This is a genomic window from Phenylobacterium koreense (assembly GCF_040545335.1).
Classification (GTDB): domain Bacteria; phylum Pseudomonadota; class Alphaproteobacteria; order Caulobacterales; family Caulobacteraceae; genus Phenylobacterium; species Phenylobacterium koreense.
Map to the genome: position 1 here is coordinate 1,002,640 of NZ_JBEPLU010000001.1, position 15,777 is coordinate 1,018,416.

At 67.0% G+C, this 15,777-nt stretch carries 10 protein-coding genes; 6 read left to right on the forward strand and 4 right to left on the reverse strand.

Annotation, left to right across the window (positions count from 1 at the left end):
- Positions 1-9 precede the first annotated feature (9 nt).
- Positions 10-1,143, forward strand: coding sequence for an alpha-D-ribose 1-methylphosphonate 5-triphosphate diphosphatase (locus ABID41_RS04935; protein ID WP_331930981.1), 1,134 nt, complete (start codon positions 10-12; stop codon positions 1,141-1,143).
- A 43-nt stretch (positions 1,144-1,186) separates the two neighbouring features.
- On the opposite strand, the gene ABID41_RS04940 is transcribed toward ABID41_RS04935, so the two are convergent.
- Positions 1,187-3,679, reverse strand: a complete 2,493-nt coding sequence (locus ABID41_RS04940; protein ID WP_354297246.1) for a zinc-dependent metalloprotease — start codon at positions 3,677-3,679, stop codon at positions 1,187-1,189.
- A 266-nt stretch (positions 3,680-3,945) separates the two neighbouring features.
- On the opposite strand from ABID41_RS04940, the gene cuyA reads away from it, so the two are divergent.
- The 3 genes from cuyA to ABID41_RS04955 all read left to right on the forward strand — a co-directional run bounded on the left by cuyA (position 3,946) and on the right by ABID41_RS04955 (position 6,904).
- The gene (gene cuyA / locus ABID41_RS04945; RefSeq protein ID WP_331930985.1) at positions 3,946-4,938 is read left to right on the forward strand and encodes a D-cysteate sulfo-lyase; all 993 of its coding nucleotides are present in this window, start codon (positions 3,946-3,948) and stop codon (positions 4,936-4,938) included.
- A gap of 2 nt (positions 4,939-4,940) precedes the next feature.
- Entirely contained in the window at positions 4,941-5,687 is a 747-nt protein-coding gene (cuyB, locus tag ABID41_RS04950) for a cysteate racemase (RefSeq protein ID WP_354297247.1), read from the forward strand.
- 296 nt (positions 5,688-5,983) lie between these two features.
- Positions 5,984-6,904, forward strand: coding sequence for a LysR substrate-binding domain-containing protein (locus ABID41_RS04955; RefSeq protein ID WP_331930989.1), 921 nt, complete (start codon positions 5,984-5,986; stop codon positions 6,902-6,904).
- A gap of 43 nt (positions 6,905-6,947) precedes the next feature.
- On the opposite strand, the gene ggt is transcribed toward ABID41_RS04955, so the two are convergent.
- Positions 6,948-8,714 (reverse strand): gamma-glutamyltransferase, encoded by a 1,767-nt coding sequence (gene ggt / locus ABID41_RS04960; RefSeq protein ID WP_331930991.1) that lies wholly within the window; start codon positions 8,712-8,714, stop codon positions 6,948-6,950.
- 60 nt (positions 8,715-8,774) lie between these two features.
- Positions 8,775-11,858: a TonB-dependent receptor domain-containing protein gene (locus ABID41_RS04965; protein ID WP_331930993.1), complete on the reverse strand. Its 3,084-nt coding sequence runs from the start codon at positions 11,856-11,858 to the stop codon at positions 8,775-8,777.
- A 398-nt stretch (positions 11,859-12,256) separates the two neighbouring features.
- Here ABID41_RS04965 and ABID41_RS04970 point away from each other — a divergent pair, with 398 nt between their 5' ends.
- Together ABID41_RS04970 and ABID41_RS04975 are read left to right on the forward strand one after the other, a co-directional pair.
- Positions 12,257-13,252: a YeiH family protein gene (locus tag ABID41_RS04970; RefSeq protein WP_331930995.1), complete on the forward strand. Its 996-nt coding sequence runs from the start codon at positions 12,257-12,259 to the stop codon at positions 13,250-13,252.
- A gap of 100 nt (positions 13,253-13,352) precedes the next feature.
- Complete coding sequence (locus ABID41_RS04975) at positions 13,353-14,135, forward strand: IclR family transcriptional regulator (RefSeq protein WP_331930997.1); 783 nt, start codon at positions 13,353-13,355, stop codon at positions 14,133-14,135.
- A gap of 43 nt (positions 14,136-14,178) precedes the next feature.
- On the opposite strand, the gene ABID41_RS04980 is transcribed toward ABID41_RS04975, so the two are convergent.
- Positions 14,179-15,663 carry an amidohydrolase gene (locus ABID41_RS04980; RefSeq protein WP_331930999.1) on the reverse strand — a complete coding sequence of 495 codons (1,485 nt, stop codon included), beginning with the start codon at positions 15,661-15,663 and terminating at the stop codon, positions 14,179-14,181.
- Positions 15,664-15,777: the final 114 nt, after the last annotated feature.

Consider the following 15,777-nt stretch of genomic DNA (forward strand, 5'->3'; position numbering starts at 1 on the left):
GAGATTTCAGTGGAACTCGCGTTCAGAAACGCCCGCATCGTCACCCCCGAAGACGCCTTCATCGGCTCCCTCCTGGTGCGCGACGGGAAGATCACCGCCATCGATCGCGGCGTCAGCGAAGTCGGCGAAGACCTTGAGGGCGACATCCTCATGCCGGGGGTCATCGACCTCCACACCGATAGCCTGGAGAAGCATTACTTTCCGCGCGCCAATATCGACTGGTCGCCGACCTCGGCCGCCGTCACCCACGACGGCTGCGGCCTCTCGGTGGGGGTCACGACCGTCTTCAACTCCCTGAGCGTCGGTTCCTTCAACGCCGCGCCGTCGCGCAAGCAGGACCGCCTGCAGAAACTGATCGACGGCATCATGGAAGCGCGCGAGAACGGCATGCTGAAGGCCGACCACCGCATCCACTGGCGCTGTGAGACGACCTCGGACCTGCTGCCGGAATTGCTGCAGGACCTCCACGGCCACCCGCTCACCTCGATGTTCTCGATGATGGACCATACGCCGGGTCAACGGCAGTACCGGAACGTCGAGCGCCACATGGAAAACTGGCGCGCCAACGGCATGAGCCAGGAAGACTGCGACGCCCGCCTCGCCAACCATCGCGAGCGTCAGGCGCGCAACGCCGACCGCAACCGCAAATACGTCGCCGAACTCGCCACCTCCCTCGGCCAGCCGCTCGCCAGCCATGACGATGAAGATGTCGAGCACATCGACGTGGCGGCCGACCTGGGCGCCACCGTCGCCGAGTTCCCGGTCACCCTGGAAGCGGCCGAGCGGGCGCGCGAACGCGGCATGATCGTAGTCATGGGCGGGCCGAACCTGATCCGCGGCGGCTCCTATTCGGGAAATGTCCGGGCCGCCGATCTCGCGGAGGCCGGACTGCTCGACGCCTTCGCCTCCGATTACGTGCCGCGCAGCCTGATCGAATGCGCGTTCGCCCTTACCGACGATCCCTTTGCGTGGCCGCTGCACAAGGCTGTCGCGGTCGTCACCTCGGCCCCTGCCCGCGCAGCAGCCCTCGACGATCGCGGCGAGATCGCCCTCGACAAGCGGGCCGACCTGATCCGCGTCCGCCAAAAGGGCGGCCTGCCGATCCTGCAGGGCGCCTGGGTGGAAGGCCGTCGCAGCGCTTAGGATCGACCCGCCCGACCTCGGTCTTGAGAGGTCGGGCGGGCCATCATTGCGTGGGCGGCGAACCGGCGTCGGTCAGGGCTGTCAACGCCTCGCCGGGCGCGCAGAACCAGCAATCCTCGCCGATCGGGCTTCCAGGCGGCGTCTTGGGCGCCGGCGCGTGCTCGGCGGCGAACCGGCTCAGGCTCGCACGGTCGCCACGGGCCAGCAGCCGGGCGAGGTAGCGGTCATAGGCGCCCGCATCGCCCGCGGCGGCTTTCGCCTCGAGAGTCTTGCCGGCGTCGACCAGCACCGCCTCGATATTGGCCGCGATGGTGGGCGACAGGGTCTTGTCGCCAAGCGTCTCGGCTAGGTCGCCGATCAGGCGCGCCTGCTGCCGCCGGCGGATTTCGGCCAGGCGCGCCGGCTCGCCGGGACGGGCCTGCACCTGGGCGAACACGGCCCGCAGAACTTCGTCGACCCCAAGCTGACCCGGGTCGCGCCTCGCCTGCTCCTGCACCCGGTTGAGCCGCGCAGGCTCGACAAGCTGCCCCAGCGCCATCTCGGAGGCGACCATGGCCGCCCCGACGGGGTCGAAAACCGGCCCGCCGAGGGTCTGGAAGACCTCGATGTCGAACTGCCGGTCGGCCATGGCCCCCTGGCCCTGGGAGAGCAGGCCCACAAGCTTGTCACTGGTGTCGAGCATCTCCGGGTCGAGAGTCTGCATCAGCGCCTTGAGCGCGCGGCGCTGTTCGCTCGCCGCGATCACCGACGCCGCCTCGCGCCCCTCGCCGTTGACCGCGTAGGCGTAGTCCACGCCGCCGATCTGCTTCACCACCGCGTCGATCTGGTAGCGATGGAAGAGATAGATCGGCACGAAGACCCGGCGCAGGTCGGACACCGGAGCGCCGGGCGCGATATTGCGCAGCCCGAAGTTCGACAGGGCCAGCCTCCGAATCGCCAGCACGTTGTCCAGTTCGGCTACCGGGTCGGCCCCGTTGTCCCACTGGGTGCTGGCCGGATGCTCGGCATCGGCGATGAAGCGCATGCCCTGGGCGCCGGCCTCACGGGCGATGGCGTCGAGGGCGGCGGGCTCGTCGACGCCCTTGGGGAACTGGCTGTAGAGCCACCGCACCGAGAGCTTGTCCCAGGCGCCCGCGCCCACGACATAGGCGTCGCTGAAGTCGAGCCTGCCGTTCTTCACGTGGATGAGCGGGGCAGGATAGTCCATGGCCGAGGCTCGGCCGGCGAAGGTGGACCCGGTGAAGTTGTGCGAGAAGCCGAGCGCGTGGCCGGTCTCGTGCATCCCCAATTGTCGGATGCGCTGCAGGGCGATCTGGACCGGGTCGTCGGGACCGCCCTTGCCGGTCCCCTCGGCGCCGAGCAGCCCCTCGAAGATGATCCTGTCCTGGCGAATACGCAGCGAGCCCAGTTGCACGACCCCGCGCACGATCTCGCCGGTGCGCGGATCGACGATAGTCTGGCCGGTGGACCAGCCGCGCGTCTGGCGATGGATCCAGTTTATGACGTTGTAGCGGGCGTCCATCGGATCGACGCCCTCGGGCAGGACCTCCACCCTGAACGCGTCGATGAAGCCGGCCGCATCGAAAGCCTGCGCCCACCAGTTGGCCCCTTCGACCAGGGCGCTGCGGATCGGCTCGGGCGCGGCCCGGTCGACATAGAAGACGATGGGCTTCTTCACCCGCGAACGGGCGGCCGCGGGATCGACCTTCTCCAGGCGGAACCGCCGCGCGAGCCGGTAGACGACCGGAGCGTCGAGCGGGGCGGCGTAGTCGTTGAACACCACCTGCACCGACGTTCCCGTGCGCGGGTCATAGGGCCGCGGTTCGAATCCGGCCTCCGGCAGCTTCAGGAGGGAATGATGCACCGTAAGGGTCAGCGACCTCGGATCGGGCGCAATCGCCTTCACCTCGGCGCCGGGGTCGTCGGCGGTGTAGGTCTGGACGGCCTCGAACTCCAGGTTCTCGGGGAAGACGCCCACATGGCTGGCGTCGGCGTAGCTCAGGGCCGGCGCGGCCCGATAGCTCCCTTGACGGCGCGCCTTGATGCGGGCCGCAACGTCGAGGACGTCCTGGGTCAGGAAGCTGGTGAAGTCGACGATCACCCCGCCATCCGCAGCTTCGGCGACCACGTCGCCGCTCCAGAGGTTGGAGACCGCGAAGGAGTCCCGCACCGACTCGACCTCGTCGGCCGACCCGCCAGCGGCGCGGAAGCCATAGTTCTCGGCCTGGACGATCACCTTCTTGCCAGCGCGACGGAAGGCCAGCACCTGGGTCTTACCGGTCTCGGCCCGGTCAAGGCCGAGCGGCGTGGAGCCAAGACCGGTCGCGAGACTGGCCTGATAGAGGAAGCGCGCCGAAACGCCGTCGCTACCGGCAGCCGGTATGCGCAGCAGAATGCGGTTGGCCCTGCGATCCACGAAAGTGCGCAGCAGGCCATCCTTGGCCTCGGCGCCGCCAACCGCGGGCTTGACCCAGTCTTCCGCCGGCGCGGCGAGCGCCACCGGAGAGAGTGCGGTCGCCGCCAGAACAGCGCCCAACAACGCCGCTCGCCCAATCCCCAAACGTTTCATCCGCCCCCACTTGACGCTCGACCAACACGCCCGCGCCCGCCCGCCCCAGAACACAAGCCCAATACAGAAATATTGTTCTATTTCTACTGCATTCGCAACTATATACTGAACTCTACTTCTTTGATTAGCTGGCGTTTTATTTTTCACAAGTTGCGCTGATGGTTGTTGACATGAGCCGTGCGGGGAATAGGTCGGGGCCTCGGCCCAGACCCCGCCAACCAAGGAGCTCCCCCATGAACCTCGCCAAGTTCGACCGCCGGCGCTATACGCCCGGCCCGACGCCGCTTGAAGCCCTGCCGCGTCTGTCGGCGGCGCTGGGCGGGCCGAACATCTTCATCAAGCGCGACGACCTGACGGGGCTGACCTCGGGCGGCAACAAGACCCGCAAGCTGGAATTCCTCGTCGCCGATGCGATCGCCCAAGGCTGCGACACCCTGATCACCGTCGGCGCGGTCCAGTCGAACCACTGCCGCCTGACGCTGGCGGCGGCGGCGAAGGAAGGCCTGAAGTGCCGGCTGGTGCTCGAGCAACGGGTGCCGGGCAGCTACGATCCCGCCGCCAGCGGCAACAACTTCCTCTTCCACCTGGTCGGCGCCGAAACCATCACCGTCATCAACGCCGGGACGGACCTGAACGCGGCGATGACCGCCGTGGCCGACGAAGTGGCCGCCCTGGGCCGCAAGGCCTACATCATTCCCGGCGGCGGCTCCAATCCGTTGGGCTCCCTGGGCTACGTCTCCTGCTTCGAAGAGATCATGGCCCAGACCTTCGACATGGGCCTAAAGCTGGATCACGTGGTCTGCGCCAGCGGCAGCGCCGGCACCCACGCCGGCCTGCTGACCGGCGCCTTCGGCACCAATTCCGGGATTCCGATCACCGGCATCAACGTGCGCCGTCCGAAGGCCGAGCAGGAAGGCAACGTCTTCGACCTGGCGCAACGGACCGCTGCGTTTGCGGGCGTCGCGACGTCGCTGCCGCGCGAGAGCGTCGTGTGCTTCGACGAGTGGGTCGGCCCCGGCTACTCGCTGCCCACCGACGAGATGATCGAGGCCGTGAAGATGCTGGCGACGCTGGAAGGCGTGCTGCTGGACCCGGTCTATACAGGCAAGGCGATGGCCGGCCTGATCGGCCTGGTTCGCCGCGGCCACTTCCGCAAGGACGAGAACGTGCTGTTCGTCCACACGGGCGGCTCGCCGGCGCTCTACGCCTACCAGTCGATCTTCTAGGCATGGTCGCCCCCCTCAATGTCGGCGTTCTCGGCGGCATGGGTCCCGCCGCCACGATCGACCTGATGACCCAGGTCCTGCGGCTGACGCCGAAGGGGCGCGAACAGGATGGCGTTCGCCTGATCGTCGATAGCAATCCGGGGATCCCGGACCGCAACGACGCGATCCTCCGGAGCGGGCCCTCCCCCGCTCCGGTCCTGGCGGCCATGGCCCAGGGGCTGGAAGCGGCCGGGGCGAACTTCGTCGTCATGGCCTGCAACACCGCCCACGCCTTCCAGTTCGACATCGAGCGAGCGCTGGGCGTGCCGTTCGTAAGCATGATCGAGGAGGCGGGCTCGGCCGTTCAGGCCATCGCTCCACCGGGCGCTGCGGTCGGGCTGCTGGCCGGCGAGGGCTGCCTGGAAGCGGGGCTCTACCAGGCCGAACTGGGCCGCCGGGGCCTCACCTGCGTCACGCCCGAGGGAAAGGCGCGGACCAAGTTCATGGCCCTGCTCTATGACATCAAGGCGGGCGATGTCGGAGCCTCCAGCGCCCAGCGCATGGCCGCCCTCGCGGCCGAACTCGAAGCTCAAGGCGCCGAGGCCCTGATCGCAGCCTGTACCGAAGTCCCGCTGGTGCTCCGCCCAGGAACGACCAAGGCGCCGCTGATCGACGCCACCGAGGCGCTCGCCACGGCGATCGTCGACTACGCCCTGAGACGACGGCCCCTGCCGCCGCCGTTCTCATGGACCAGCGTGGGCGACGCCTGACCTCTCGTGCGACAGCGTGTCGGCGCCCAAAACTTGGGCGCCGATGCCGCACTGCTCAAAGATCAAACACTCGGAACTCAGCTCCGGCGCACCGACGCCGACGCGGCTGAATCGCAATTTCTTCAAATAATTCAACACCGATAAACCGCCTTAGGTTGCGCGTGCAAACGATGTCCGCAGGGGGCGATTATTGTCATAAAAACACAGTGATCCACGTTCTATAGGCTGAACGATATTCCCTTTGATGAACACCCAAGCTTGTGCGCTGCTGTGTGCGGAAGAAGTTGGGGTGCTCCATGACGCTCGAGCAGCTTAGAATTTTTGTTTGTGTCGCCGAGCGGCTGAACATGACCCGCGCCGCCGAGGCGCTCCATATCACCCAGTCAGGCGTAAGCGCGTCGATCAGCGCCTTGGAGAACACCTACGGTACGGCGCTCTTTGACCGGGTCGGTCGGCGGATAGAATTGTCGGTCGCAGGCCAGGCGTTCCTGGTGGAAGCCGAGAAGGTCCTCAGTCAGGTGCGCAATGCTCAGCGCACGCTGGCGGACCTCAGCAATCTTCGGCGGGGCGCCGTCTCGATCAGCGCCAGCCAGACCATCGGCAATTACTGGCTTCCGCAGATCATCGCAGAATTCAACACCCGCTTCCCGCACCTGGGAATCGAGCTTCACATGTCCAACACCGCCGGCGTCGTCCGCATGGTGCTGGAAGGCGAGGCGGAGCTCGGCTTCGTGGAAGGATCCCACGCCGACGCCGCCCTGACCGGCTCCGACATCGACGGCGACCGGCTGTGCGTGTTCGTCCGGCCCGGGCACCCCTGGGCCGAACATCCCCCTGGGATCGAGGCGCTGGCGCGCGGCGGTTGGGTGTTGCGGGAAGACGGCTCGGGCACGCGCTCGGAATTCGTCCGCGCGCTCGGCTCGCTCGGCGTCGACACCAGTACGCTCGACGTCCGACTTGAGCTGCCGACCAATGAGTCGGTTCGTTCAGCGGTGCTGGCCGGCGTCGGCCCCGGCGCCATGTCCGAACTCGTCGCCCGCGAGGCCGAGGCGTCGGGCGCGCTGGTTCGAGTGGCTATCAAGTTGCCGCGCCGCGCCTTCCGCATGTTGCGGCACTCCGAGCGCAAACTCAGCCGGGCGGCGGAAATGTTCGTGAAGAGCGTGCCGGCGTCCCGTCCGGCCAGGGCGCCGGAGATCCGGCTGGCGGCGAACGCCTGACGAAGTACGGGACCGCCGCGACGCAGCGGCCCCGCATCCGTTTCTAGAACTGGCGAACCCCGATGGCCGCCGAGTCGGGACGGCGGGTGTCCGCAGCCCCGTAGAAGGTGTTCCCATCCGGTCCGATCATGATCGACTGGGTGCTGCCGATGATCTGTGACCGCTCGACCTTGTGGCCTTTGGCCTCCAGGCCGGCCACGAGATCCTGCGGGATCGACTCCTCGAGCTGCAGCGGCCCGTCGATGCCGGCTTGATAGACCCGCGGACGCTGCGCCGCCTCGGCGACGTTCAGCTTGTGGTCGATCAGGTTGGACAGCATCTGCACCATGGTGCCCAGGATCGTGCCGCCGCCCGGCGTGCCGGTGGCGACCCAGGGCTTGTCGTTCTCGAAGACAATGATGGGCGAGATGGTCGACTGGGCGCGCTTTCCCGGCTCGATCTTGTTGCCGAGGCTGGTGGGCCGCGGGTTCCAGTCGAAGTTGCCGAGCGAGTTGTTCAGCAGGAAGCCCGTGCCCGGGGCCACCACGTGCGCTCCGAAGGAGGCGGTCAGCGTGTAGGTGTTGGAGACCACGTTCCCGTACTTGTCGGCGATCGAGAAGTGGGTGGTGTCGGGCCCCTCGAAGTTATGCGGGTCGAGCGCCGGCAGGGTCTTCGAATCCAGGGACTTGTCCATGGAGATGAGCTTGGCGCGCTCCTTGCCGAACGCCTTCGAGGCGATGCCCTTGGCGGGCGTCTTCCACTGAGGGCCGCCGCCGGAATAACGACGGTCCATGGTCACGATCTTCAGCGCCTCGGCGATGACGTGCATGGAGGCGACGTTGCCCTGCCCGTACTCGCTCATCGGGAACTGCTCGAGGATGTTCATGGCCTCGGCGACGCTGGATGCGGCTGAGGTCGGCGGCATGTAGGCGATCTTGTAGCCACGATAGTCCGACCAGATCGGCTCCAGGACATTGGCCTTGTAGGAGGCGAGATCCTTCATCGAGATGATGCCGCCATTGGCCTTCATCGCCGCCACCAGGCGCTCAGCGACGGGCCCCTTGTAGAAGCCATCGGCGCCGTTGGCCTGGATCTGCTTCAGCGACCAGGCGAGGTCCGGATTCTTGAAGACATCGCCGGGCTGATAGGCCGAGCCGTCCGGCTTGAAAAACACCTTCTTCGCGCCGTCCGGGTCCTTGGCCATGGCGTCCTTGCGCTGGGCGAGCGCCGTGGCCTCGTCGTCGCTCATGACGACGCCGTTGGTGGCAAGATCGATAGTCGGCTGGATGAGTTCGGCCCAGGGCAGCTTGCCGAACCGGCGGTGCGCCTCGTAGAGGCCGGCCACCGTCCCGGGGACGGTCACGCCCTTGAAGGACTGCACCTTGTCGGGATCGACGCGGTTGTCGGCGCCCAGAAGGAAGTCCGGCTTCACCGCCAGCGGCGCCTGGCCGTAGTACTCGATCGCGATCGTCTTCCGGCTGGCCGCATCATAGACCAGCATGTAGCCGCCGCCGCCAATGTTGCCCGCCCGCGGCAGGGTGAGCGTCTCGGCGATGCCGACCGCCACGGCCGCGTCCACGGCGTTCCCGCCCTTGGCCAGCACATCGGCGCCGATCCGGGCGGCGATCTTGTTCTGCGCCACGACCATGCCATCGCGGCCGATCACCGGATGGTGGATCGAGCCGTAGCCGATCAGGTCCCCGCCGGTGCTCGCGAGCCCCGCCGACGGTGTCGCTTCCTGGGCGAAAGCGGGAGCGCCCAGGCCCACCGACAGGGCCAGGACGCTCGCCAGGGCGACGCGCGAGAATGCGGTGCGAACAACTTTACTCATAACTGCTCCCCAAAAACGTAAGTCCCCTCCCGCGGTGCGGGAGGGGATAGGCCATCCGACTTAGAAGCTCTTGCGGATGTTGAAGTAAACGTACCGGGCGTAGGGGTTGTAGACCGTGGCCGGGTAGCCGTCCGACACCAGGGGCGGTTCCTTGTCGAACAGGTTGCGGGCGCCGACCAGGATCCGGGTTCCCTGCAGGTACTTATTGTCGGTGTCCTCGAAGGTGTAGGAGACCGAAGCGTTGTGCACCAGGGTGTCCGGCACCCTGAAGTATTCGCCCGTCGAATAGGTCAGGGCGGTGGAGTAGAACTCACCGGTATAGGTCGTGAGCCAATTGACGGCGAAGTTGTTGTAACGCCAGTTGACCGAGCCCGTGCCCCGCCACTCCGGCGCACCGTTCTGGCCGACGATGTCCTGACCGCCGGTGATGATCGTGCCGGAGTTGATCTTGCCGGCCGCCCGGGCCTCCAGGAGCGCAGCCAGACCCTCGGTCGGGGACTGGTAGAGCTTGTCCAGGCGCGCCACGTTCAAATCGACGCTGAAATCGCCGAAGCTTTCGGTGGCGAGGCGCCAGTTGACCGCGAAGTCGACGCCCTGGGTCACCTGCGGAAGCTGGTTGACGTACTTGTCGTCCGCGTACTCCACGAAGCCGACGGGCGCCAGGCCGGTGCCCTCGAACACGGCGATGTTGTCGGGCGTCGGGGCCAGGCGGTGGACCGCCGGGTTCGACGAGCCTTCCATGCGCATCAGGTAGTCGAGGATGACCGCGTTACCCTCGCCGAACAGCCCGACGATGCCCTTCTGGCGGATCTTCCAGACGTCCACCGTGAAGATGAACTGGCCGACTTCCGGCGGCAGGAATTCCGGCTGGAAGACGATGCCGTAGGACAGGCTTTCCGAGGTTTCCGGCTTCAGGTCGGGGTTGCCGGCGCGCACCGCGCGGGTGGTCCGCGACTGGGCGCACTGGCTGAAGCTGGTGATCCGGCCGGCGCGCAGGTCAGCCTCGCAGAAGTAGTAGTCGCGACGGCTGTTGGTGCGGCTCACCTGGGCGACGTTGATCTGCTCGAGGTTCGGCGCCTTGAAGCCTTGCGACCACGAGCCCCGCAGGCGGAAGCCGGGGACGACATCCCAGGCGGCCGCCACCTTCGGCTTCGCCACGCTGCCGACGTCGCTGTAGTCCTCGATGCGTCCGGCGAGTTGCATTTCCAGGCGGTCGACGAACGGGATGTCCATCTCCGGCGACACCAGCGGGATGGCCAGTTCGGCATAGGCGGACTTCACGGTCCGGTGGCCCTTCACATCCGGTGACACCGAGGTGCCGGGGATGTTGCTGAGCGCCACGGCGCCGCCGACAATCGGGCCGGTGATCGCATCGACATACGAGATCGTGCCGTCGATGTTCGCGTCGCGGTCGTCCTGGTAGGTCTCACGCCGGATTTCGACCCCCGCCGCCAGGCCGATGTCGCCGCCCCAGATCGTGAACAGGTCCGGGCGGCTGATCTTGAAGTCCCATAGGGCGAGCGTGGTCTTATTGGCGCGGGTGATCGGGATGATCAGCCCGGCCATCGCCGCTGCGCTGGACGGCGTCTGATCGCCACCGGTGACCAGGTTCGTCCCGGCGCCGATACCGTTGAACGGATTGTAGGCGTCCGCAGTCGTGCGGTTGACCGCGGCGGAGAAGGCCGTGCCGTCCAGGGCGTAGGAGCGGTCATCGACCGTCGCTTCCGAATAGAGCGCGGCGCTTTCCCAATGGAAGCCGTACTTCTCGCCCCTCAGCCCGCCGAGCAGCCGGTACTGGTCGTTCTTCACGATGACCTGGGATGCGCCCAGGTCCAGCAGGCCGTAGGAGTTGAAGGTGAGCCGCAGCCCGCTGTCGGGCACGCCCACCAGGCCTGGAAGGCGGTTCGGGTTCGGCTGGCCGTTGGCCAGCGTCGTCGCGCCGAAGGGGTTCCAGTAGGCGTTGGGGCCGATGCTGATCGCCGGCGAGGTGCTCAAGGCGTTGTACTGCGCGACGTTGCCCTCGGTGCGGGCGTGGTAGTAGCCGGCCTCACCGAAGAAGGTGACCTCGTCGTTCAGATCATAGTGGCCAGAGACGAACAGGTTGATCCGGTCGGCCTGCGGGATGACCGACGCCTTGGTCTGGGCCAGGACGTCCGGGCGGAAGGCGCGGTCAGTCGTGGTGTTGAATGCGCCCGGAACGACGCAGAGAGCCGGCCCGATCACCACGGTGCAGCTCACCGGTTGCGGTGAGGTGTGGAAGATGCCGGTGGCGCCTGTGATCGCCGTCGTCCCCTGGCGGATCGCGCTGGTCACGCCCATGGCCTGGAACGCGCCGAAACCCGAGGTGGTCGGCCGGCTGTCAAGGCTCACGGTGTCGGCGAATTCCGTGCCGGCGAACAGCGGCCTGCGGTCCTGGGAGGCGGTGTAGTCCTGGTCGGAGGCCAGCAGGGCCGAGCGCTTCTCCAGCGAGCCGAACAGGGTGATGTTGCCGCGGCCTTCCTGGATATCCCGGCCGAAGAAGCCCGACAGGCGGCCTTCGCGCAGGTTGGTGCCCGGCGCCGTGCCGTACTGGAACTCCAGTTGGCCGCCATCGATGTCGTCGCGCAGCACGGTGTTGATCACGCCGGCCACGGCGTCGGTGCCGTAGATAGCGGCCGCGCCGTCGCGCAGCACCTCGATGCTCTTCAGGCCCGCCACCGGGATGGCGTTGGTGTTGTAGGTGAAGGTCGGCACCAGGGACTCGGCCTGGGTCGTCGGGTGGTAGACGGTTCGGCGGCCGTTGATCAGCACCAGGGTGTTGCCGGCGCCGAGGTTGCGCAGGCTGACCGAGTTCACGTCGCCGCGCGCGGAGTTGCTCGAACCCGGAATGAAGCTCGAGTTGAACGTCACGTTGCCGGCCTGAGGGATGGAACGGAACAACTCGTCGCCCGAACCGGCGGCCGTCGCCTGGATCTGGTTGGCGTCGACGACCGTCACCGGCAGGGCGGCGGTGACCTTCGCGCCCTGAATCTGCGAACCGACGACGACGACTTCCTCGACGGCGGCCTCGTTCGACTGCGCCCAGACTGGCGTTGCGAGGCCGGCGATGGCGCAGATGGCGCTCGTCGCAAGCATGGCGGCGCGGCTCGATACTGTACTCTTCATTTTTTTCTCATCCCCTCCTTAGTTGGTTCAGTGACTTCACGCCGCCTGATCCAGGGGGATTTTGAGCAGCTAAGCCGCCATGCGTCCAACAACTGCTCTTGGACTGTTCAATAACATGGAGTGATGAATTAGAAGTCCGGCGCCCATTTTGTGTCCGCCCAGGGGGCTCAGCGCCACATTCGCTCACAGTTGAGCATGACCAAGAATAGAGTCGTCACGCCATGGTTGTCACCCATTGCGTTATCTGGAAGCAACGGAATGCGATGGCCGTGATCTGGGCTCACGCCTGCGCGTGATGGTTTCGACAACAAAAATCCGTTTCTGCCGATCGGTTCGTTTGGCTATGTGCCAAGGCCCCCGCCGGCGCGCCGGTGCATCCCACCTGCCGGACGGCCACCGTGACTGCACGCCCAAGCCCCGATCTCTCCAAATCCCTCGCCAGACTGGCGCCCGGCCTTGGTGCTGTCCTCGCCATCGCCGCCATCGCGACGGGACTACATGCCCTGCCCGGCGCTCGCATCCTCAGCCCGCTCATCCTGGCGGTGGCGCTCGGTATCGTCCTGCGCAATCTGGGCGGCGTCAGGCCGGTGTTCGCCGCCGGCCAGACCTTTGTCCTGCGCCGCCTGCTGCGGCTGGCCATCGTCCTGCTCGGCTTCCAGATCAGCCTCGGTCAAATCCTCTCGCTCGGCGCGTCCGGAGTCGCGATCGTGCTGGTCGCCACGCCGGCGACTTTCCTGGTGATAATGCAGCTCGGGCGCTGGTTCGGCCTGGATAGCCGCCTGACCACGCTGATCGCTTCCGGCGCCTCGATCTGCGGCGCCTCGGCGATCGTCGCCGCCAATTCCGTGGTCGCCGCGCCCGAGGAGGACGTCGCCTACGCGATCGCCAACATCACGCTCTACGGCACGCTTTCGATGTTCCTGTATCCGGCGATCGCCCCGCTTCTGAACCTGACCCCGGCGGCCTACGGTCTGTGGAGCGGCGGCTCCATCCACGAGGTCGCCCAGGCCGTCGGCGCAGCCTTCCAGGGCGGCGAAGTCGCCGGTCACGCCGGGGTGGTCGGCAAGCTCCTGAGAGTGGCGCTGCTTGGCCCGCTGGTCATGTTGCTTGCGCTGCGCCGGCGCTCAGGATCGGACTCGGCGCCCACGCCCTGGTATTTGCTGGGCTTCCTGGCGGTGATCGCGTTGAACTCCTTCGCCCCGCCCCCGGCCGCCCTCGCCAAGCAGATCGCAACGGCGACGACTTTCCTGATGACCATGGCGCTGGCGGCCATGGGCATGGCCACCAATCTGCGCGCCCTGGTCCGGCGCGGGCCAGCTCCCATGGTTGTCTGCGGGCTCGGCACGGTGTTCATGAGCGTGCTCGTGCTGTTGCTGGTGCGCTGGGCGGCTTAGTCCCCGGCGCCGCATTCCCGTCAAACAGCGTTCGGATATTGACGACAACTTTAGGTGCTGAAAAAGAATACGTTCAAGCAACGGAACGATATTCATATAGATGACCGAGAACGTTCTCTCCGCCGCGCGGGTCTTGGATCTGATCGAGCTGATCGCCGCGGCGGACGAAGGAGTGCTGCTTCGCGAGGCGACGATGCGCCTCAATGCGCCGAAAAGCAGTACGCTGATGTTGCTGCGCACGCTGGTGAATCGCGGATACGTCTACCGTGACACGGTCAGCGACCGCTACGTGCTGGCTGATCAGCATCGGTCGGGCGGGTTCGGGTGGATCTCAGATCCTCATGCGCGGCTGGTCGCGGCCGCCCGGCCCTTCATGGAGAGCCTGTCGCAGGCCCTGGGCGAGTCGATGAATTTCGCGGTCCTGGACAAGCCAGGCCATGCCAGAGCGCTGACCCAGGTGGTGGCCGATGTCGAGGTTCGGTACGTCGCCAACATCAATCGGCCCATTCCGCTCTATTGCACCGCCATCGGCCGCGTCCTCGTCTCCCGCCAGCCTGAGGCGGAGTGGGGGCAAATGATCGGCGAAGGCCCCTTCCTCGCACTGACCCGCTACACGCAAACCGATCCGATCGAGATCATGAAGATCATCGGCCAGGTGCGCGATCAGGGCCACGCGGTGGTGATGGAGGAATTCGCGCTCGGCGGCACCGGCGTGGCCGCGCCGGTGCTGGGGGCCGACGGGCGTGCCGTGGCGGCGCTCAACATCGGGTGCGTGACCAGTCGCTTCGCCGAGAAGCGCGAACGCCTGATCGGGGCCGTCATGGCCGCCGCCAACGCCCTGAGCGAGCAGCTGCGCGTCCGTCGGCCGGCCGCCACGCCGTGACAAGGAGCGCGCACTGACCGGGCGCGCTCCCTGCGGATAGACCTTACTCTTCGCCGCCCTTGCTCTTGGCGCGGTAGTCGAGCGGCGGCGGGCGGTCGCCGACCATCGCCTTGTAGACGAAGCCAGGGCCGCGCCGGCTTTCCAGCTCGGCCTGCGCCTTCTTGATCAGCGCCGGATCCCGGAAGAGTTCGGCGGCGGTCAGCGAGATCGTCTTGGCCGCCACGACGCCGCCCTTGTCGGCGATCGACGTCCCACCGGCTGCGGCCGCCTGCCAGCTATGGGACGGGGTGCCCGGCACCCAGGTGGCAGCGACCAGACCCACCGTCGGCGTGACCCAACTGATGTCGGACACGTCGGTGGACCCACCACTCGAGTTCACCATCTTGTAGGGCTGGATTTCCTTGACGCTGTCCAGGGTGAGCTTGGTCGGCGGCAGTTGCTTGGCCATGGCCTCGCCGAAAGCACGCTCCTCGGCCGTCCAGGTTTCACCGCCCACCCGATGCAGGGATGCGTCCATCACGTTGCCCAGGGTGTGGTTGGTCAGCATATTGTAGACACCGCCGGTCTGCTCGAAGCTGACCTTGGTCTCCGTCGCCATCGCTGCGCCCTCGGCGGCCTTCTGCACCCGCGCCATGACGCTACGCACCACTTCCGGATCGCCGTGGCGGACGTAGTAGTAGACCTCGGCCTTGTCGGGGACGACGTTCGGCGCCTTGCCGCCGTCGGTGACCACGTAGTGGATGCGGACGTCCGAGGGCACATGCTCACGCATGTAGTTCACCGCCACGTTCATGATCTCCACCCCGTCGAGCGCCGAGCGCCCCTTGTCCGGAGAGGCCGAGGCGTGGGCGGAGAGCCCAGTGAAGCGGAACTTGCCGCTGATATTGGCCAACGAGTCCCGCTGCGAGGCGTCGTTCACGTCTGAAGCGTGCCAGTGCAGCACGGCCGAGACGTCGTTGAAGAGCCCGGCTCGCACCATGTAGGCCTTGCCCGAGCCACCTTCCTCGGCCGGGGCGCCGTAGACCCGCACCTCGCCCTTGATGTTGTTGGCCTTCATCCACGCCGCGATGGCCTTGGCGGCGGTCACGGACGCCGCGCCGAAGATATGGTGCCCGCAGGCGTGGCCGGCGACCTGATCGGCGATGGGGGAGCGCTCGGGCACGGCGTTCTGGGCCATGCCCGGCAGGGCGTCGAACTCGGCCAGGATAGCCAGGACCGGCCCGTCGCCGGTCTTGTAGCTGGCCACGAAGGCGGTCGGGATGTCGGCTACTCCGGCCTTCACCTGGAAGCCGGCGGCGGCCAGCTCCGACTGCAGGAGGGCCGAGCTCTTGGTCTCCTGATAACCGACCTCGGCATAGCTCCAGATCTGGTGCGCCACCTTGGACATTTCCGGCGCGTCCTTGTCGATCAGGCCGATCAATTGCTGACGGTCCTTGGCGGACGCCGCGGCCTCCGCATTGGCGGCGAGCGCCGCAAGGCTCGCGCCCAGAAGAAGCGCCCGGGCGGCGCGGTGCAAGGTCTTCGACATCTCAGCCTCGTTCATCAAATGGGGCGGCTCGGTGCGCCGCGCCTGGGCTCATGGGAGCGGCGAATTCCGCCCAAACGGCCCGCGCCATCTTGATCGCCGACCGGCGCCCCGACC

Coding starts and splice junctions, on each gene's coding strand:
- ABID41_RS04955 (WP_331930989.1), top strand. CDS start 5,984: ATGACGCTCGAGCAGCTTAGAATTTTTGTTTGTGTCGCCGAGCGGCTG.
- ABID41_RS04965 (WP_331930993.1), bottom strand. CDS start 11,858: ATGAAGAGTACAGTATCGAGCCGCGCCGCCATGCTTGCGACGAGCGCC.
- cuyA (WP_331930985.1), top strand. CDS start 3,946: ATGAACCTCGCCAAGTTCGACCGCCGGCGCTATACGCCCGGCCCGACG.
- ABID41_RS04975 (WP_331930997.1), top strand. CDS start 13,353: ATGACCGAGAACGTTCTCTCCGCCGCGCGGGTCTTGGATCTGATCGAG.
- ggt (WP_331930991.1), bottom strand. CDS start 8,714: ATGAGTAAAGTTGTTCGCACCGCATTCTCGCGCGTCGCCCTGGCGAGC.
- cuyB (WP_354297247.1), top strand. CDS start 4,941: ATGGTCGCCCCCCTCAATGTCGGCGTTCTCGGCGGCATGGGTCCCGCC.
- ABID41_RS04980 (WP_331930999.1), bottom strand. CDS start 15,663: ATGTCGAAGACCTTGCACCGCGCCGCCCGGGCGCTTCTTCTGGGCGCG.